General features: G+C 44.8%; 18 protein-coding genes. 4 read left to right on the top strand and 14 right to left on the bottom strand.

Annotated features, from left to right (window positions below; translation table 11 throughout):
- Positions 1 to 43: 43 nt before the first annotated feature.
- The 4 genes from HMPREF1150_RS06280 to gla form a co-directional block, all read right to left on the bottom strand.
- Complete coding sequence (locus HMPREF1150_RS06280; protein ID WP_009659684.1) at positions 44 to 979, bottom strand: serine hydrolase domain-containing protein; 936 nt, start codon at positions 977 to 979, stop codon at positions 44 to 46.
- On the bottom strand, positions 976 to 1,710 hold the full coding sequence (locus HMPREF1150_RS06285) for a CppA N-terminal domain-containing protein (protein WP_009659730.1): 735 nt from the start codon (positions 1,708 to 1,710) through the stop codon (positions 976 to 978). Before HMPREF1150_RS06285 ends, HMPREF1150_RS06280 begins: the two co-directional genes overlap by 4 nt.
- A 95-nt stretch (positions 1,711 to 1,805) precedes the next feature.
- On the bottom strand, positions 1,806 to 3,089 hold the full coding sequence (locus HMPREF1150_RS06290; RefSeq protein WP_009659772.1) for a hypothetical protein: 1,284 nt from the start codon (positions 3,087 to 3,089) through the stop codon (positions 1,806 to 1,808).
- Positions 3,090 to 3,152: 63 nt separating this feature from the next.
- On the bottom strand, positions 3,153 to 4,058 hold the full coding sequence (gene gla, locus HMPREF1150_RS06295; protein ID WP_009659806.1) for an aquaglyceroporin Gla: 906 nt from the start codon (positions 4,056 to 4,058) through the stop codon (positions 3,153 to 3,155).
- A 104-nt stretch (positions 4,059 to 4,162) separates the two neighbouring features.
- On the opposite strand from gla, the gene HMPREF1150_RS06300 reads away from it, so the two are divergent.
- On the top strand, positions 4,163 to 6,451 hold the full coding sequence (locus HMPREF1150_RS06300; protein ID WP_009659767.1) for a Xaa-Pro dipeptidyl-peptidase: 2,289 nt from the start codon (positions 4,163 to 4,165) through the stop codon (positions 6,449 to 6,451).
- A gap of 37 nt (positions 6,452 to 6,488) precedes the next feature.
- On the opposite strand, the gene HMPREF1150_RS06305 is transcribed toward HMPREF1150_RS06300, so the two are convergent.
- The gene (locus tag HMPREF1150_RS06305) at positions 6,489 to 6,902 is read right to left on the bottom strand and encodes a hypothetical protein (RefSeq protein ID WP_009659771.1); all 414 of its coding nucleotides are present in this window, start codon (positions 6,900 to 6,902) and stop codon (positions 6,489 to 6,491) included.
- 169 nt (positions 6,903 to 7,071) lie between these two features.
- On the opposite strand from HMPREF1150_RS06305, the gene HMPREF1150_RS06310 reads away from it, so the two are divergent.
- A complete protein-coding gene (locus tag HMPREF1150_RS06310) occupies positions 7,072 to 7,371 on the top strand; it encodes a YbaB/EbfC family nucleoid-associated protein (RefSeq protein ID WP_009659743.1) in 300 nt (99 codons plus the stop codon).
- A gap of 115 nt (positions 7,372 to 7,486) precedes the next feature.
- Here the strand turns inward: HMPREF1150_RS06310 and HMPREF1150_RS06315 are convergent, their stop codons facing one another.
- Together HMPREF1150_RS06315 and HMPREF1150_RS06320 are read right to left on the bottom strand one after the other, a co-directional pair.
- Positions 7,487 to 9,241 carry a glycerophosphoryl diester phosphodiesterase membrane domain-containing protein gene (locus HMPREF1150_RS06315; RefSeq protein ID WP_009659654.1) on the bottom strand — a complete coding sequence of 585 codons (1,755 nt, stop codon included), beginning with the start codon at positions 9,239 to 9,241 and terminating at the stop codon, positions 7,487 to 7,489.
- Between the two features lie 90 nt (positions 9,242 to 9,331).
- Complete coding sequence (locus HMPREF1150_RS06320; RefSeq protein ID WP_002896624.1) at positions 9,332 to 9,826, bottom strand: DUF536 domain-containing protein; 495 nt, start codon at positions 9,824 to 9,826, stop codon at positions 9,332 to 9,334.
- Between the two features lie 300 nt (positions 9,827 to 10,126).
- Between HMPREF1150_RS06320 and HMPREF1150_RS06325 the strand changes: the two genes are divergently transcribed.
- Positions 10,127 to 11,302, top strand: coding sequence for an NAD(P)/FAD-dependent oxidoreductase (locus HMPREF1150_RS06325; protein WP_009659812.1), 1,176 nt, complete (start codon positions 10,127 to 10,129; stop codon positions 11,300 to 11,302).
- Between the two features lie 44 nt (positions 11,303 to 11,346).
- Positions 11,347 to 11,802: an 8-oxo-dGTP diphosphatase gene (locus HMPREF1150_RS06330; protein ID WP_002919740.1), complete on the top strand. Its 456-nt coding sequence runs from the start codon at positions 11,347 to 11,349 to the stop codon at positions 11,800 to 11,802.
- Positions 11,803 to 11,833: 31 nt separating this feature from the next.
- Here HMPREF1150_RS06330 and HMPREF1150_RS06335 read toward each other — a convergent pair whose 3' ends face one another.
- From HMPREF1150_RS06335 to tsaB, 7 genes are all read right to left on the bottom strand, one after another.
- The gene (locus HMPREF1150_RS06335; protein ID WP_009659820.1) at positions 11,834 to 12,574 is read right to left on the bottom strand and encodes a MerR family transcriptional regulator; all 741 of its coding nucleotides are present in this window, start codon (positions 12,572 to 12,574) and stop codon (positions 11,834 to 11,836) included.
- 104 nt (positions 12,575 to 12,678) lie between these two features.
- Positions 12,679 to 13,425 (bottom strand): class I SAM-dependent methyltransferase, encoded by a 747-nt coding sequence (locus HMPREF1150_RS06340; protein WP_009659661.1) that lies wholly within the window; start codon positions 13,423 to 13,425, stop codon positions 12,679 to 12,681.
- Between the two features lie 122 nt (positions 13,426 to 13,547).
- Complete coding sequence (locus HMPREF1150_RS06345) at positions 13,548 to 13,886, bottom strand: AzlD domain-containing protein (RefSeq protein WP_009659601.1); 339 nt, start codon at positions 13,884 to 13,886, stop codon at positions 13,548 to 13,550.
- Entirely contained in the window at positions 13,876 to 14,571 is a 696-nt protein-coding gene (locus HMPREF1150_RS06350; RefSeq protein WP_009659805.1) for an AzlC family ABC transporter permease, read from the bottom strand. Before HMPREF1150_RS06350 ends, HMPREF1150_RS06345 begins: the two co-directional genes overlap by 11 nt.
- Before the next feature lie 9 nt (positions 14,572 to 14,580).
- Positions 14,581 to 15,591 (bottom strand): tRNA (adenosine(37)-N6)-threonylcarbamoyltransferase complex transferase subunit TsaD, encoded by a 1,011-nt coding sequence (gene tsaD, locus HMPREF1150_RS06355; RefSeq protein ID WP_009659720.1) that lies wholly within the window; start codon positions 15,589 to 15,591, stop codon positions 14,581 to 14,583.
- Entirely contained in the window at positions 15,581 to 16,033 is a 453-nt protein-coding gene (gene rimI / locus HMPREF1150_RS06360) for a ribosomal protein S18-alanine N-acetyltransferase (protein WP_009659666.1), read from the bottom strand. The genes tsaD and rimI overlap by 11 nt, the downstream gene beginning before the upstream one ends.
- Positions 16,030 to 16,716: a tRNA (adenosine(37)-N6)-threonylcarbamoyltransferase complex dimerization subunit type 1 TsaB gene (gene tsaB / locus HMPREF1150_RS06365; RefSeq protein ID WP_009659804.1), complete on the bottom strand. Its 687-nt coding sequence runs from the start codon at positions 16,714 to 16,716 to the stop codon at positions 16,030 to 16,032. The genes rimI and tsaB overlap by 4 nt, the downstream gene beginning before the upstream one ends.
- Between the last annotated feature and the right edge of the window lie 261 nt (positions 16,717 to 16,977).

Below are 16,977 nucleotides of genomic sequence, written 5' to 3'. Positions count from 1 at the left end.
TATGCAGACATGATAAAACCCCGGGGCTTGCAGCCGGAGTCTTTTAAAGTTCTATTCTTATCAGGTCCATCAGCTGGTTACGGTCTAAGATCCATTGAGCCCGCTCGTCTTTTTCATAGGTCCGGTTGGATAGGAAAATAGCTGCCTTTTGCTCCTTACGATTATACATGATAAAGGTTCCTGTGTAGCCAGTGTGATCCAGCCAGCTGCCCTCCAGATTCCAAGCTAGACTGCGTCTTTTGCCAGGCTCTTTGGAAAAATTCTGGGTCAGATTGGCCGCAAAGTCATCCTGCAGATAATGTTCCAGAAATATTTCCAAATCCCTGAGGGTTGAAAATAAGCCAGCACTGCCAGCATGGATGCCTAGAACACGCGCCTTGGGATCATGAACCTGACCATCCTTGACACCGCGAACGGTCGGCACAGCTCCTGAAACTGGTCCAAAACCTGTCTCAGCCAAACCCCAGGGCTGGAAAATCTGACTTTGAAAAATCTGATCCAAGGCCTGACTGTAGATCTCTTCCAGCATAAAACCCAAGAGCAGAAAATTCACATCCGTATAGCGAAAGGTCTTATCTTCAAGCACTGTCAAATGATTGAGTGCTTCTTTCAACTCGGGAGCTGTCAGCTGATCACGATTAGGAATAAAGGGATCTAGTCCTGATGTGTGGGTCAAGAGCTGACGCAAGGTCACATCTTCTTGATGAAAGGCCGGATAATAGTGTTGCAAGGGTAAATCCAGCTCCAGCTTGCCTTGCTCATACAAAAAGGCTGCCAGAGTACCAACTCCGACCACCTTGCTGACACTAGCCAAGTCATAGACCAAACCCGCTTGAGTGGCCTTTTTTTCTTGCGGATCAGCTAGACCAAAGTAGAATTCCTGCCACTGGCCAGCTTGATACAAGGCCAGACTAGCACCGGGATAGATACCGTCTTTTAGCTGCTCTTTGATTTTACCGATGATCTTTTCTAGAGTCATGCTTCAAACCACAATTCAATCTTGCTAGAATCCTGACTCAGCAGGAACTTATCTGACTTGGGTACAAAGACCTCACGTCCTTCAAAGATAGGACGCAGCGCAACGGTTTCTAAACGATTGACTTGAGCTTTGAGCATAGTCAAGTCCCAAGTTAGGGCATTGTCTGCCTGCAAGTCTTGTCCCTCTGCTTCTGCAAAGGTCAGGAAATCCAGCGCATTTTCAATCTTGCTGTAAAATTCTTGGGCTGCATTGGCATCAGGCACACGAATTTCTACTGTCTCTATCTCAAATTGGCTAAGACCGATAAAGCCCTCTTGCTTTTCAAAGTCAGGCACCGCCGTTACTTCTTGCAGATTTACTTTATTCTCTTCTGCATGCAGGAGAATTAGGTCGCCTTCTGGTGACAGGGCTTCAAAAGCATAGCCTTTCTCTCCTTGATACAGCTTTGTCCAAGTAGGCTTTTGAGCCAATAGCGACTCGATCTCTTTAGCATCTGCAACCTTGACAACGATTCTGGCTAATTTTTTAGAACCTTTTACTCGCCGCGACCGCATACTGGGTGATTCTTCCAGCTGCAGTTTCTCTGTCTTAGTCTGATCTCCCAAGGACAGAAAAGCAGCTTCCTCTAAAAGAGCCTTCATACCCAGCTGATTTACAAAAAATTCTTGATTTAAATGACGATTATTGATTTTTAATACAGGGATAATTCTAATAATATGATTCGCGCTCATAATTCCTCCAAACCATTTTATTGTAATGGATTTTCATCTTTTTGACAAGAAATTATGCGCAAATAAACAATTTTTAAAACAAGAAGGCCTTGGATTTATTGGTAAATGGTCTGAGCAATGACCAAACCCCTAGCGGACTCAAACTCGTACTGCAGATAGGACTGGTAGGTACCAGGTGCGATAATACCACGAATATCCAGAATATCTGTCCCAGCCTGCCCAATAATCGAATCTGCTAGCAGGCAACAGTTGGTCGACAGGACAAAATACGTCTTGAAACGACTGGTTTTAAACTTATATAGCTGCGCTCCTAGTCCATGCTTCAACTTGTAGGAGTATGTTGGCTGGCCATTTTTCAGTTCTGCTGGCGGCTCCCATTCTACTAATAGCTGATCAATTTCAGCCAGGCGCTTCTCAACCGCCTCTTTCTCCTTATCTGTCAAAGCCAGAGAATAACCAAAGAGTGTTTTCTTGCTTTCTTTTTTGCAAAGCTCAATATAGACGTCTTTAGGAACCTTGAAGAGAACACCGTCTCCAATCATGCCCTTGCATCGCTCAGAAAAAACATCATAGCTGCCATAAGAAATCACTTGTCCCTGATAACAAATATCTACATGACCAATGCCCCCTAATAAACTTGTCTTTGAAGTATGGACCAAGACCTCCAAGTCCGCCTTTTTCTCTCTATTCTTAACAAGACTATAAACATTTTTACGATCAGAAGCTACATCTCCCTGAATCAGTCGATTAAAGCGCTCCAGATTTTCTACCGGAATAAAGGCTGCAAAAATAATAGGTAGGTTAATACGAATTTGCCTACGCAGCCGATGTTTTTCCCGGTCATTATCAAAAAAGAGACCATCTCGGATATTGGACATTCCCAGCATCATCAAATAGATTCCTAAAATCAAAAACTGTAAGTGTCCGTCAGTCGCAGGCGAAAGAATACTGGTCAGTCCAATCCCACCATAGAGAATGGTATCAAATAGATAGCGCAAACCTCCCTTGACATGATTTTGCCGATAAAGCAGATAGGTCATTCCGTAAATACCGGCAGTCAAGAGCTGGTAGCTACCCAAACTGATAATCACGATATTGACAGGCACATCACTGATTCGGTTGAGCCAGCTGATACCCATAGCGACTGCAATCTGAAGCAGACTATGCCAGACAGCCCCTTCTTTCTTGCGCGTAAAAACATGAAGAACAATATTTACCAAGCCAACAACCGTCAGATAAAGCGAAATAAAATCGAAGGCCAGCTGGGTAAATCTGAAGCCATTGACAATGATAATCAGGCCAAAAACAAGGGCTAAAAAACCAAAGAGTAAGGTTCTGCGGCCACTGACCTTATGAAATTTTGATACTTGCATCTCCATCTTTACTTTCTCTATCGTTCGAAAAAAGAGCTGGGGAAATCCCCCAACTCTGATCTTATGTGCTTATCCGTAGATTGTTTTAAACAAGAGGACCGCTGTGATACCTGCAAGAATCGGTGCCACAACTGGAACCCAAGAATACCACCATTTCGAATCACCCTTGTGTTTGCCCAAAACAGATTCTGGCAGGATGAAGTGGAGGATACGAGGTCCGAGGTCACGAGCTGGGTTCAGTCCAGGTCCAGTAGGGCCTCCCAGAGAGGTTACCAAAGCCATTACCAAGAAACCAAGTGCCAAGTGAGCGACTGAAAGGCTACCAACTTGGAATGGTGCAACTTGGTCTTTAGCCTGAGATATTGCAGCAGCAATCTGTTCTTTAGGAACTGAAGTCCCTTGTGCTGCCATCTGAGCAGCTTGTGAATTGATAGTCGCTTCAGCTTTGCTCAACAATTCTGCTCCAAAGAAGTTCTTGGTCAAGCCAAGAGCAGCAAAGAAAAGAACAAAAGAACCAACAAATTCATTGATAAAACCATTGAACAAGGCTGCTTTACGTGATTCAGGCGTGCCATGGTCTAGACTAGAGATGGTAGAGAAAGTACCCAAAATATTATTAGGATTTTCTGTTCCCAAATAGTAAGGGCGATGAGTCGCAACGACCAAGGCCTGTCCGAAAATAGCTCCTAAAAGCTGGGCTGCAATGTATGGTGCAACCTGTGCCCAAGGGAAATAACCGCTGACAGCAAGTCCCAAAGTAAAGGCAGGGTTAATATGGTTACCGGACACATTACCAAACATCAAAGCTGGAATCATAACCCCCATACCGTAACCGACAGCGATGACTAACCAACCGCTCTGATGTCCCTTAGTTCCTTTTAATTCAACGTTGGCAACAGCTCCGTTCCCCAAGACAATGAGGATAGCTGTCCCTAAAAATTCTGTGGCGTATTTAACGACCCATTCGAAATCCATTTAGTGATACTCCTTAAATATTTTTTAGACAAAGTCTATTTTATCAAGTATAATGGATAATGTAAAGGTCATTTTTAATAAAAATAAGAAAAAGAGGGAAGAATATGCGTTTTAATCAGTATAGTTATGCAAGAACAAAACGGGAAAATAAGTTGATAGAATTAGCTGAATTAGGCTTTTTTTATGACAGCAATCGCTCTGATAAGGAAAATCTTGAAGATTTTCTCCGCACCAGCTTTTTCACTTATAAAAATACAGATTATCCCTTGAAATCCTGGGCTGCTGACAGCCAAACAGACCTGCTGAGCTTTTTCCAGTCTGACAGAGAACTGACGGCGTCTATCTTTTACACTGTGGCTTTTCAACTGCTTGAGTTCTCGCCCTTTATTGATTTTACAGATGTTGAGGCCTTTCGCAAAAAAACAGGATTTCCCATTACCTTTGGAGACTTGTTGGAAAATCTCTACCAGCTGCTCAACACTCGGACAAAAAATGGCAACCTCTTAATTGATAAGCTAGTCAGCGAGGGTTTGATTCCCGAGGACAATACCCACCACTACTTCAACGGTAAGAGCCTGGCAACCTTTTCCAGCCATGATGCTATCCGAGAGGTGGTTTACGTGGAATCACGCGTGGATACTGATCAAGACGGTCGTCCGGATCTCATCAAGGTCAGCATTATCCGTCCTCGTTACCAAGGGAAAATTCCGGCCGTCATGACTGCTTCTCCTTATCATCAAGGAACCAATGATCCTGCCAGCGACAAGGCTCTCCATGACATGAATGTAGACTTAGTAAAAAAAGAGCCTCATCAAATCAAAGTACAAGATCCTGAGCTCAAATTGCTCCAGCTGGATTTGCCAGTTCCTGCCCAAGAAGTCTCTGAAGCCGAGGAAAAATTGGGTCATATCGGCACCTACACGCTCAATGATTATTTGCTGCCCCGCGGCTTTGCCAATCTCTATGTGTCTGGTGTGGGAACCAAAGATTCTGAAGGCCTGATGACCAGTGGCGACTATCAGCAGATCGAGGCTTATAAGAACGTTATCGATTGGCTAAACGGCCGCTGCCGAGCCTTCACCGACCACATACGCCAGCGGGAAATCAAGGCTACTTGGTCCAACGGAAAAGTGGCTACGACCGGCATCTCCTATCTGGGCACCATGTCCAACGGGCTGGCAACGACTGGCGTAGACGGGCTGGAAGTCATTATCGCCGAAGCTGGGATTTCTTCTTGGTACAACTACTACCGCGAAAACGGCCTTGTCACAAGCCCTGGCGGCTACCCAGGAGAGGACTTTGAATCCCTGACCGAACTGACCTACTCCCGCAACCTGAGGGCTGGTGACTACCTGCGTAACAACGACGCTTATCAGCAAAGCCTAGAGCAGCAGCGCAAAGACCTAGACCGGCAAACTGGCGATTACAATCAATTTTGGCATGACCGCAATTACCTGCTCCATGCAGATAAGGTCAAGGCCGAAGTCGTCTTTACCCACGGCTCTCAAGACTGGAATGTCAAGCCCCTCCATGTCTATAATATGTTCCGAGCCTTACCGCCCCACATCAAAAAGCATCTCTTCTTCCATAACGGTGCCCATGTTTACATGAACAACTGGCAGTCCATCGACTTCCGTGAGTCTATCAATGCTCTGCTGAGCAAGAAATTACTAGCTTGTGAATCAGACTTCGAACTGCCTACAGTCATCTGGCAGGACAACAGCCAAGCTCAAAGCTGGCTGACCTTGGAAGACTTCGGAGGGCAAGAGCAGAATCTTCATCTCCAACTAGGCCAAGACTGCCAATCTATCCAAAATCAATACCCAGAAGAAGACTATAATCGTTTTGCTAAAAACTACCAAAGCTTTAAAACTGAGCTTTTTGAAGATAAGGTCAACCAGATTACTCTGGACTGGACCTTGGAAAAGGACCTCTTTCTCAACGGAGCGAGCCAGCTCAATCTTCGCCTCAAATCCAGCACTGATAAAGGACTGATTTCTGCTCAATTGCTGGACTTCGGACCAGCTAAGCGCCTCACACCGATTCCTACGCCTATTGAGCCTAGAGTCATGGACAACGGCCGCTACTATATGCTGGACAATCTGGTTGAACTGCCCTTTGCCGAAACGCCTCATCGCGTCATCACCAAAGGATTCATCAACCTGCAAAACCGGACCAACCTACTGATGGTCGAAGAAGTCACTCCTGACCAATGGCTGGAATTTTCCTTTGAACTGCAACCAACCATCTATAAGATGAAAAAAGGAGATCAATTGCGCCTCGTCCTCTACACTACAGACTTTGAACATACCGTCCGTGATAAGACCGATTATCAGCTGACGGTAGATTTGAAGCAATCTAGTCTAGATTTGCCGACCATGACATCACATTAATAAAAGAAAAAGGCGCTGAAATTCAGCGCCTTTTCTTTTATCGTAGATTGAGATAGTCCTCTGCATATTTTTTATAATCCGGCTTTTCCTTGCGGTTCATAGCAAAGAGCATACTGCCTGTGAGATAGTCATCGTCTGAATCAGGAATTAACATAATAGCAGTGTTTTTATCTTTCTCAGGAAAGACGATAGAAAATGTTCCGCCATTATCTTTCCGAGTCAGGCTATAATAACTCACCCCATTCTTAAAACCAACTGCATTTTGAGTGTACTCATACTCTTCTTCGTTGACAATGATAGTCTTGTCTTTTATTTCAATGGTCTTTTGTTCACCGCTAGCGTCCTGTACATTCCATTTTCCCTGAATTTTGGGGCTGCCGCTACAGCCAATTAGGATGAAGAGGGATGAGAGCACTATCAACAGCAAAGCTTTTATCTTCTTATTTTTCAAGTTGTCTTCTCCTTGATATATAGATTCATGACCATTCTACTATAAATGCTAAATTTTTGTCAAACCTCTTAGAAATGTTCTTCTTGCCACTTTTCCAAAAAATGATATAATTTGAAGAGTGAAGATTACCGAGGGCTTAGCCCTTGCGAGAGAAAGGAAAGAAAATCTTATGATGAACATGCAAAGCATGATGAAGCAAGCACAAAAGCTGCAAAAACAAATGGAAAAAGGACAGGCAGAACTAGCTGCAACAGAATTCACTGGCAAATCAGCCCAAGATTTAGTTGTTGCTAAACTGACAGGCGATAAAAAGGTAGTCAGCATTGACTTCAATCCGGCCGTTGTGGATCCTGAAGATGTAGAAACTCTGTCAGATATGACTGCGCAAGCTCTGAATCACGCGCTGGCTCAGATTGATGAGGCTACTCAGAAGAAAATGGGCGCTTTCGCAGGCAAATTGCCTTTTTAAGCAAGATAAATAACCTTACCTCTTGACTAAACATAAATCAAGAGATACTCGAACCAGCAAAAAAGACTGAAGAATCTCAGTCTTTTTGATTTATAGTCGTTTCCTCACTAGCCCACTACACAAAATTAAGCAAATCCGCTGCCTTACTCATCAAAAGCAGGGCATAGTCAGGATTGTTCTGCAGTTCCTTGATAGAGCTTTGCACCAGCTCTAAATCATCGGTAATCATGCCGTCAACACCCAGACGGAAGGATTTGCCAATGCTGTCTGCATCGTTGATGGTCCAGTCATAAAGCTTCTTATCCGTCGTCCATAGCTTATCGACAAAGTTTTCATCGAGGGTTGAGTACTCCATCGTATAGCCGGAAGCCTGTGTTCGTGGGAAAATAGTATTGTAGGGCAGGATAAAGAAGGTCGGTATGCTCTCATCATACTGGACTGTCTTGTCAATAACCTGGTAGTCCAAGGACTGAATCTGGTGGCCATAAACCTTGATATTGGCTCCGTATTGGCTCAGGAAACGGTCCATCATATCGTCTGAATCCAAGCTGCTGGTCTTGATTTCTATCAAGAGTCGCTGGCCCATTTGATTGGCTCGTTTGAGATAAGCATCAAAGCTTGAAATTTTGGCAGTGTGTCCATTTTCTGAAATATCTAAAGCCGTCAGCTCTTGCAGAGTCAGCTCTTGCGGTTTAGCATCAACGCCGGCCAAGGCTTTTAGATTGGCATCGTGCATCATGACAAACTGGCCATCCTTGGTCTCCTGTACATCCATTTCGATATAGTCTGGCTTGAGCAGAGCTGTCTTCTCAAGCGACTCAACTGTATTCTGGACACCATTTCCCTGCGAAACTCCACGATGCGAGATGGTCAGAGGGACGTTTTCCAAGGGCAGATTGAGATAGACAAATCCTTCAAGGGCAAAGACAGAGCTAGTGACCAAAAGGATAAACCAGCGCATGAGAGGCAGGCCTTTTCTGTAGCGGTATTCAGACAGCTTACTGTCTGTCAGAAAAGCCACAAACTTAATCAGAAAGTAGGCTACCATAAAGTAATAAGCCAGCTTTATGAGGCAGTAATTGACAACCGCTGCTGTCAAGGCTATCTGATTGGACTGGCCATCCGCATACTGCTGCAACACTAAAATCGGAATGCTGCTTAAAAGAAAGAAGAGAAAGCTCTTGGCCAGTATCCAAAATAGCTGCCAAGTATAGCGAATCAAGTGTCCCTTGGTCTTCTCCAAACTATACCTAATCGCATCTCGTAGGCGGAAATGCTCAAAAAAGAGCTTGGGCAGGGCAAACATCAGGCGGACAGCTATCAAAAAAAACAGAAAACCTAAAGCATAGATTGATAATTTCATCCATAAGACCGTCTTGAGATAGGTCACGATAAATTCTGGAATCAGAATTTTATTCAAGTAGTAGATTTTGAGAATTTGCCGCAGAAAGGGAAAGATAAAGCCCATATACAGTGCAATAAAGAGGACCTTGCTGGGTCGGGCGTAGCGAATCAGCGAGCCGCTGTCTTTGAAACTTTTCTTAATAAACTGAAAGGCGCTTCGTTCCTCCTCGTCCAGAAGATTGCGGAGCCCCATAAATATCAGTCCAATCTGAAAATAAGCTACAAAGAGGTTGGCCGCAAAAAGTGCTAGAAAGGCTAAGCCAACCCAGACATTTGAAGTCAGAACTTTCAGGGCATTCGTATAAGATAAGAAGAGGTAGCCTGTCTGCTTGAGCAGAGTCTCTGCTGCAAAGGAGTTGAAAGGCACCCAGGCCAGCTCCATGAGCATAAAGACTGTGAAAAAGAGCAACAGAATTTTATCAAGATTGCGATAGAGACGTAAAAGTCCCAGTCTTTGTGATTTCATTTTCTTCCTTTATGTTGTGAACGATACAAAACTTGCTTAAAAGCGATTCTTATTTAAAACAAGGTTGAGACAGATGTCCCAACCTTATTTTTATTTTCCAAATAAACGTGCCCAGAAGCCCTTGCTTTCCTGCTCCTGCACCTTTTCCTTGGCTTCATCCAACTCCAACAGCAAGGTTTCACGCTCATTCATAGCCTTAGCTGTTAGCTGCTGCTGCTGGTCCAACTGCTTATCCTTTTCAGCAATCTGGACATCCTTAATGCGTAGCTGCTCATCTTTCTTAGCCAGCTGGCTGTCCTTAGCCTTAAGCTGCTCATAGAGCCGCACAATCTCAGCATTTTTTTCGTCCACCAAGATTTCCATCAGCTCGCGTTGCTTCACATCTTCGCTGACAGGTTCATCTTCAAAAATAGTTTTCTTATAAATCTCTTCCAGCTTAATCAAGCCGCTGCGGGTCACCACCGTGACTCCTTTTTCATTCTTTTCCGTATCTTCTGGTGGCAGTGCCTTGACACGATTGTTAATCGCCTGGCGGCTAACTCCAAGAATCTCGGCTAACTCGCTGACTGTCTTTTCAATTGCCATAATTTCCTCAAAAACTTTTTCTAGTTTGTAGATACCTAAATCTTATCATATCAAGCCTTAACTGTCAAATTTCACAATATTTTTTGAGCCTGACTCCTATCTTTTTAGCCCTTTTTTATGATACAATGAGACAGATTAGTCTAGTAAAAGAAATGAAAAAATCAAATGAATTTAGAAGCCTAGAGATGTTCAGCTACAACCTTCCAAGAACGTCTACAAGATAGCAAATCCTGCTCACCAAGGAAGCACAAGATTTCTGACTAACTGATAGAAACCACTCTCCACGAAAGGAAAAGACCAATGAAGTATTTCGACACAATCATCATCGGAGGAGGACCGGCTGGCATGATGGCTGCCATTTCCAGTTCTTTCCACGGGCAGAAGACCCTGCTCCTCGAGAAAAATAAACGACTGGGCAAGAAACTAGCTGGTACAGGTGGCGGGCGCTGCAATGTGACCAACAACGGAAACCTAGATGACCTCATGGCCGGTATTCCAGGCAACGGGCGCTTTCTTTACAGCGTCTTTTCCCAGTTTGACAACCATGATATCATCAACTTCTTTACAGAAAACGGTGTCAAACTCAAGGTCGAAGACCACGGCCGTGTTTTCCCAGCGACAGACAAGTCCCGCACCATTATCGAATCTTTGGAAAAGAAAATTGCAGAGCTGGGCGGCACTGTCATCACCAATACTGAAATTGTCTCCGTCAAAAAAACTGATGAGCTTTTTACTGTCAGATCCAGCGACCAGACTTGGACCTGCCAGAAATTGATTGTGACGACTGGCGGCAAGTCCTACCCTTCAACTGGCTCGACAGGATTTGGCCACGATATTGCCCGACACTTCAAGCACACAGTGACTGACCTGGAAGCTGCTGAAAGTCCTCTTTTGACTGACTTTCCTCACAAAGCGCTTCAGGGGATTTCGCTAGACGATGTGACCCTGAGCTACGGAAAGCATGTCATTACCCACGACCTGCTCTTTACCCACTTTGGCCTATCAGGTCCGGCAGCCCTGCGCTTGTCTAGCTTTGTCAAAGGCGGCGAAACTATCTATCTGGATCTTCTGCCGCAGATGAGGAAGCAGGATTTGGCAGATTTTTTAGAAGAACATCGGGAAAAATCTCTGAAGAACTGTCTGAAAATCCTCCTACCCGAACGAATGGCAGACTTTTTTGCCCAGCCCTTTCCCGAGAAAGTCAAACAACTCCATATCAGTGAAAAAGAGGACCTCATCAAGCAAGTCAAAGAACTGCCCATCCCTGTCACTGGCAAAATGTCCCTGGCCAAGTCCTTTGTCACCAAGGGTGGCATCAGTCTCAAGGAAATCAATCCTAAAACCCTGGAAAGCAAACTCGTTCCCGGCCTCCACTTCGCTGGAGAGGTCCTAGACATCAATGCCCACACGGGTGGCTTCAATATCACATCTGCCCTCTGCACCGGCTGGGTGGCAGGGAGCTTGCAGTATGAGTGATTGTTTAGATTCCACCATTCATCTCAAACAAAAGGAAGAAACAAATGAATCGACTGGAAAATGTAGAATTCGTCAATATGTGCATGATTTATGACGGAGAAAAAGTTCTCGTCCAAGAACGAGTGAAGTCTGACTGGCCCGGCATCACTTTTCCTGGCGGGCATGTAGAGCGTGGAGAATCTTTTACCGATGCAGTTATCAGAGAAGTCAAAGAAGAAACTGGATTAACCATATCTAAGCCTCAACTTTGCGGCATAAAGGATTGGTATGATGATAAAGATTTTCGTTATGTCGTCCTGCTCTATAAGACAAGGCACTATTCTGGTGTACTGCAATCCTCAAATGAAGGAAAGGTCTGGTGGGAAGATTTTAAAAATCTGTCCCATTTAAAGCTGGCAACCAGTGACATGTCTGATATGCTGCGTGTTTTTTTAGAAGATGATTTAAGTGAATTCTTTTACTATAAAGACGATGACGACTGGCTTTATGACTTGAAGTAGAATAAAATAGGCTAGGAAATTCCTAGCCTATTTATTTCACATTTGTCTGCACATAAGCAGCAATCACATCTGCTGTGTACTGGGCAGTTCCTGATCCAAATTGATCGATATTCTTCTTGAATTCTGGATTGTGGACATAGCCCTGACCGATGTGGGCAAAGACTTGCAGTGAGCAGTCAAAACCGTAAGTACGAATGGCTTGCAAGAGACGCGCTGCCTGCTCTTGATTTTCTGCTGCTTCAACTGGCAAGCCTTGCTGCATATTCTCTGCCATACTTTGAAAAACTTGATTGAAGGCTGCGGTAGATTCTTCTTCCCGTCCATTTTGACGAGCCAATGCTTCTGACATGACTTCTTGACCGTATTCTTCGACGGCTTCTTGATGATATTTGTGATTGTCTTCGTAGGTAAAGCCTGCGAATTTTTCTTTCATTGTCATTTTTCTTTCTCCCTTTTCGTCTTGGATGGTTTTTTGTAAGGTGGAAATCAAGGTGTCCAAGCGGTCTCTTTCCTGCTGCAAATACTCTAACTGCCTAACCAGATGCGGCAATAAGGCCTGATCATCCTGACTCAGCAGCTCTGCTATTTTCTCTAAGGAAAAGCCTAGATACTTATAGTAAAGAATGACCTGCAGCCGCTCTAAATCAGCTTGGTTATATGTCCGATAGCCATTTTCTGATTTGTCAGGGACTAAAAGTCCGATTTTGTCGTAATGATGCAGGGTTTTGACAGAGACTCCCGAAAGCTGCGCAGCTTCTTTGATATGGTACATGATAGACCTCCTTACCACTATAGTATAAGCCCTGACCTAAGGTCAGGGTCAAACTTTTTTAAAAATTTTTTTAACCGCCGTAGTTCTTCCAAAGTGGCTAGCAATTACTTACGAGAAATCATGGCAATAAAGCCCAGTTTTTCTTGATTCTTTTGGAACATCTTAAACATCTTCATAAACTGGCCGTAGTTCTCTTTTTTAAGGGCGTTGAAGCAGATTTTCAGAGTGCCACCCAGCCCTTCGTCATATATCATCCCTCGAAGACTCATCAAGGTCATTTCGCCAACAAAGGTGTCCACACGGTCAAAAGCATGAGAACGTGCCAGCTTAATCCAAGAACCTTCTGTCAACGGACCAACATTGACATTAATCGCACGAGATAGCTCTTCTCGGACATTCTCATCTTTTTGCTTGAGCATGACGTCGTGGGTGAGGAGCACTCCACCTGGCTTCAGCACCCGGTAGTACTCATCCATACATTTAGCTTTCCCCTTATCCGTCTGCATGGTCAGCATAGCTTCATTGATAACAATATCAAAAGAATTGTCATCATAAGGCAGCTTCATGGCATTAGCCTGCTCAAATGTGACGAGTTCACTAACACCAGCTTTGTCACCATTAAGCTTAGCCTGAGCCAGCGCAGCCTTATCCAAATCAACTGCAGTAATTTGGCAGCCATATTTTTTAGCTAGCTCGATTGTTGTGGTCCCCATATTGCAGGCAACTTCTAGAACTTTCTTTTTGCTGGAAAAATGCCCCTGCTCAATCAGCCAGTCCGTTGCCAGCTTGCCACCGGGACGAAGGCGTTTCTTTCCTAATTTTGCTAAAAATTTATGACCTGCTTCTGCCATTTCCGAACCTCCATGATTTTTATTGCTTCCATTATAGCATAAAATATTATATTTTCAGATAATTCTTAGAATTTAGCAAAAAAAAGACCGAATCGACCGATTCAATCTGTCTTGTGTCTTCTTTACAAGCCAAGAAATCCAGCTAGATAGCGCAGCAAGGCCACCAAGACTACACCAAACACAACAGTTGTAATTAAGTTCTTATACTTAAAAGCCACATAGCTAGTCGGAAAAACGGCCATTAAATCCAGCCATTTAAAGCTCGGCAACTGACCTGTTTTAGCATTGGTGACACTGGATAAAATAAGGGCAAAGATAATGGAAACTGGCAGATATTTGAGGAAACGCTCTGCCATAGGCGGAAGACCCTTGTACTTGACTAGGATAAAAGGCAAAATCCGTGGAATCCAAGTGACCAGGGCTGACAAAAGAATAGCCAGCAAAATATATTTACTTATCATCCAAAAGCACCCCCACTGTACAGCCTAGCAAGGTTGCAAAAAGCACCGCCAGCGAATTTTGAAGCAGCATGGTCAGGAGCAAGTAGGCAAGACCCACCACGCCCAAGACCAAAAAGAGCTTCTTTATCTTGACCCGGCGCAGCATGATTGTAAACTGAGAAGAAAAAATGCCAATAAACATGGCGACTAGGGCAAAGTCCAGGCCGAAGCTCTCAGGATTGGGCAGAAGGGCACCGAGGGCAGTTCCCAAAATAGACCCCAAAATCCAAGCAGTATAACTCATGAAATTGTTACCCATCATCCAGCTAGCAGCGATTTCCTCTGTATGTGCCCGCTCTCCCATCAAGACCCCATAAGATTCATCTGTCAAAAAAGAGCCAATGACAATGTTCTGAGCTAAGCTAGACTTACGAAAAAGAGTTGACGCATGCAGACAAAGCAGAAGATGCCGAATATTGATGAGAAAAACAGTCAGTGCAATGGCTAAGACCGGCGCCTGCTGGGTAAATAAACCAATCATGGCAAACTGGGCACTGCCCGCATAAACCAGAATACTCATCAGCCCCATCTCCAAGGGATTCATATAGGGCGCCGCCATGATGCCGCAGGCTAAGCCAATCCCAATATAGCCCAGAGCTGTTGGCACTGCTGCTTTTGCACCTTGTTTAAATGTCTGTCCGCGCATTCTTCTCCTTTACTCCATGGTTTCAAAAGCCAGGCTTGGCTTAGCATTGAGGTCCAAACTGGCAAAATTCTCCTTGTTCCACTCACTGACACTAGCATAAGCAATCATACCAGCATTGTCACCGCAGAGCCGCAGAGGCGGAATGATCACCTTAACATCCTGAATCTCAGCAGCCAAGCGTTCTCTCAAGCCTTGATTAGCCGCAACACCGCCCGCCACGACTAGAGTCTTGACTGGATATTTTTCCAGGGCTTTCTTAGTCTTGGCCATGAGAATATCCATAACCGCTGCCTGAAAGCTAGCAGACAAGTCTTGATTAGACAAAACCTCTCCTTTTTGTTGGGAATTGTGGTGCAGATTGATAAAGGCTGACTTGAGACCGGAAAAAGAAAATTCCAGATTGTCTTCCTTAATCATGGCCCGCGGAAAATCATAAATATCCTGTCCCTCATGAGCCAGCTGATCAATCTCCCGGCCTGCTGGATAGGTCAGCCCCATGACTCGACCGACCTTATCATAGGCTTCACCGACCGCATCATCGCGAGTTTCCCCCACAATCTTATAGTCACCAGCCTGACTAACATAGACCAGCTCAGTATGGCCGCCACTGACCAAAAGAGCCAGCAAGGGAAATTCCAAGGGCTCCACGCTCTGAGCTGCCATCAGGTGCCCGGCCATATGATTGACTGGAATCAAGGGAATATCGTGAGCCCAAGCAAAGGACTTAGCCGCTGCCAAGCCGACCAAAAGGGCCCCAACCAGACCAGGACCATAGGTAACGGCCACTGCTGTGACTTGCTCCTCGCTAATCCCTGCTTCTGCCAAGGCCTCCTCAATGCAAACCGTAATGACCTCCACATGGTGACGGCTGGCCACTTCTGGTACCACTCCGCCAAAACGCTTGTGGCTCTCAATCTGGCTAGCAATGACATTGCTCAAAAGCTCAGCCTCATTGTTCAGAACCGCCACACTGGTCTCATCACAGGACGTCTCAAAAGCTAAAATATATCTATCTTTCATGGACCTCTCTTTTCATGACTATCGCGTCTTCCGCCGGCGCATGGTAGTAGGCCTTTCGCCGCGCGATTTCTTCAAATTTTTCTTTTTTGTAAAATAGCAGAGCTGGCTTGTTGGACTCCCTCACTTCGAGGAAAATTTCTTTGTCTACTGGCAAAAAGTCAAACAAGGCTGTCGCAATTTTCTGCCCCTGATAGTTAGGCAATACAGCAATCTGCAGAACTTCTGCTTCAAAGTCTGTATCCTGCCAGACTAAAAAGCCGACAAGCTGACTCCCATCTTCTGCTAGCGCACATCTATTCACATTCGAGAGCAGGACCTCTTCCAATTGACCCACAGTCCAAGGGCTGACCGCATAGACTGCAAGTAAGAGCTGTTCCAGCTCTTCTGCTAGAACTGCCACGTCCACATCCGAGCTGTCGCTCCATTTTCTCAACTTAATCATAGGCGCTGAATGTAAGAATTACTGGATTCCTGGTGGGTCTTGAGCCAATTTTCCTCGGCTTCTACCCGCTTGAGATAGTTAGGAACAAAGTCATGAATAGACTGGGCTGGCAGGTCTAAACCGAGACGACCAATAACTGCCGCATCTGGTAAAGTCGGCTGAACCGATACCCCAGGAAGAGCAGCTTCAATCTGCTCCGCAAACACTGCAGTCTCTCCGACAAAGGTGACTGGCTGATCAGCAACGCCAGCTATTTCCAAAACCTCTGCCAATGGCAGATGAGCCTCCGGCCGTACAGACTGACCAGACTGATAAAAGCCAGCATAGACATTATTGCGGCGGGCATCCATGACAGGAATGACCAAACCTTCCACCTGCTCTGGGACTAAAGCCAGCAAACTAGACACACCGACCAGCTCAATCTTGAGAGTATGAGCCAGAGTCTTGGCTGTCGCCACCGCAATTCTCAGACCTGTGTAGCTGCCTGGACCCTGCGCCACCGCGATACGATCCAAATCTGTCGGTTTCATGTCCAGACTATTCATCAGAAAATCGATAGCTGGCATAAGGGTAATGCTATGATTTTTCTTGATATTGAGCGTCACCTGTCCCAAGAGCTCCTTATCATGCAAAAGGGCCAAGGACAGAGCTTTGTTGGACGTATCCATCGCTAAAATGTTCATCATTCTTTTCCTTACTCGATTGTTTGCCTCTTATTATACTATAAAAGCAGCGACAAGCATAGACTCAGGACAGAAAACTACCTAGATAAGTCAAGAAATTCCAGAAAAAGCTTTCAATACTTTTCTGACTTACACCTTTTACTATTCCCTTATTTTATGTTATAATCATTATAATTGTAACGAATCAGGATTAATCTACTACTCAGAATTAAATAAAAGAAAACAGCTAATCAGCTGTTGTTTTCTGCAGGTTAATCATGA

It is taken from the genome of Streptococcus sp. AS14, assembly GCF_000286495.1.
GTDB lineage: Bacteria > Bacillota > Bacilli > Lactobacillales > Streptococcaceae > Streptococcus > Streptococcus sanguinis_P.
Note: the sequence above shows the minus strand (reverse complement) of the source record. Positions and strands in the feature narration are given on the sequence as shown.

Excerpts from the sequence above, each read along its gene's own strand:
- HMPREF1150_RS06335 (WP_009659820.1), bottom strand. The coding sequence starts at position 12,574 with ATGTACCATATCAAAGAAGCTGCGCAGCTTTCGGGAGTCTCTGTCAAA.
- HMPREF1150_RS06315 (WP_009659654.1), bottom strand. The coding sequence starts at position 9,241 with ATGAAATCACAAAGACTGGGACTTTTACGTCTCTATCGCAATCTTGAT.
- HMPREF1150_RS06330 (WP_002919740.1), top strand. The coding sequence starts at position 11,347 with ATGAATCGACTGGAAAATGTAGAATTCGTCAATATGTGCATGATTTAT.
- HMPREF1150_RS06310 (WP_009659743.1), top strand. The coding sequence starts at position 7,072 with ATGATGAACATGCAAAGCATGATGAAGCAAGCACAAAAGCTGCAAAAA.
- HMPREF1150_RS06345 (WP_009659601.1), bottom strand. The coding sequence starts at position 13,886 with ATGATAAGTAAATATATTTTGCTGGCTATTCTTTTGTCAGCCCTGGTC.
- HMPREF1150_RS06340 (WP_009659661.1), bottom strand. The coding sequence starts at position 13,425 with ATGGCAGAAGCAGGTCATAAATTTTTAGCAAAATTAGGAAAGAAACGC.
- HMPREF1150_RS06285 (WP_009659730.1), bottom strand. The coding sequence starts at position 1,710 with ATGAGCGCGAATCATATTATTAGAATTATCCCTGTATTAAAAATCAAT.
- HMPREF1150_RS06280 (WP_009659684.1), bottom strand. The coding sequence starts at position 979 with ATGACTCTAGAAAAGATCATCGGTAAAATCAAAGAGCAGCTAAAAGAC.
- HMPREF1150_RS06320 (WP_002896624.1), bottom strand. The coding sequence starts at position 9,826 with ATGGCAATTGAAAAGACAGTCAGCGAGTTAGCCGAGATTCTTGGAGTT.
- rimI (WP_009659666.1), bottom strand. The coding sequence starts at position 16,033 with ATGATTAAGTTGAGAAAATGGAGCGACAGCTCGGATGTGGACGTGGCA.
- gla (WP_009659806.1), bottom strand. The coding sequence starts at position 4,058 with ATGGATTTCGAATGGGTCGTTAAATACGCCACAGAATTTTTAGGGACA.
- HMPREF1150_RS06300 (WP_009659767.1), top strand. The coding sequence starts at position 4,163 with ATGCGTTTTAATCAGTATAGTTATGCAAGAACAAAACGGGAAAATAAG.
- HMPREF1150_RS06350 (WP_009659805.1), bottom strand. The coding sequence starts at position 14,571 with ATGCGCGGACAGACATTTAAACAAGGTGCAAAAGCAGCAGTGCCAACA.
- HMPREF1150_RS06325 (WP_009659812.1), top strand. The coding sequence starts at position 10,127 with ATGAAGTATTTCGACACAATCATCATCGGAGGAGGACCGGCTGGCATG.
- tsaD (WP_009659720.1), bottom strand. The coding sequence starts at position 15,591 with ATGAAAGATAGATATATTTTAGCTTTTGAGACGTCCTGTGATGAGACC.
- HMPREF1150_RS06290 (WP_009659772.1), bottom strand. The coding sequence starts at position 3,089 with ATGGAGATGCAAGTATCAAAATTTCATAAGGTCAGTGGCCGCAGAACC.
- tsaB (WP_009659804.1), bottom strand. The coding sequence starts at position 16,716 with ATGAACATTTTAGCGATGGATACGTCCAACAAAGCTCTGTCCTTGGCC.